This is a genomic window from Actinomyces sp. HMSC075C01, from assembly GCF_001812965.1.
Lineage (GTDB): Bacteria > Actinomycetota > Actinomycetes > Actinomycetales > Actinomycetaceae > Actinomyces > Actinomyces acetigenes.
This window is the reverse complement of sequence record NZ_KV810927.1, coordinates 1-396: the sequence shown is the minus strand read 5'-3', so window position 1 is coordinate 396 and position 396 is coordinate 1. Positions and strand designations below refer to the sequence as shown.

Genomic DNA, 396 nt, shown 5'->3' with positions numbered 1-396 from the left:
ATCTTGCGGGTCCCCAGCACCGAGTAGTTGTCCTTGTAGACCTTGGATATCTCCGCCTTGAGGATCTCATCGCGCAGGCTCCTGGCGCTAGGAGAACGGCTACGACGGGCGTAGTAGGCACTCGGGGCGATCTGCACACCAGCCTTGCTGAGCGTAGTGCAGATCGGCTCGACCCCGAACTCCTCCTTGCGGGAGTCGATGTACTGGCAGATCAACGGGATGGGCGGTCGAGCTCCGCCTGGGCGAAATACGCACTCGCCTTGCGCAGGATCTCATTGGCCCGACGTAGCTCTCGGACCTCCTTCTCCAGCTCCTTGATCCGCTGTGCCTGGTCAGTGGTGGTTCCCGGCCTCAGACCACCATCGACCTGGGCCTTCTTGACCCAGGTGCGCAGAG

1 protein-coding gene and 1 other annotated feature are annotated in these 396 nt (G+C 62.1%); the gene reads right to left on the bottom strand.

All coding sequences use genetic code 11. From position 1 onward, the window contains the following. Positions 1-122: 122 nt before the first annotated feature. Positions 123-254 (bottom strand) — a sequence feature (AL1L pseudoknot). Next, a partial coding sequence (locus HMPREF2883_RS14965) for a transposase (protein ID WP_371080114.1) occupies positions 212-396 on the bottom strand: 185 nt, incomplete at its 5' end. Its footprint overlaps the feature before it by 43 nt.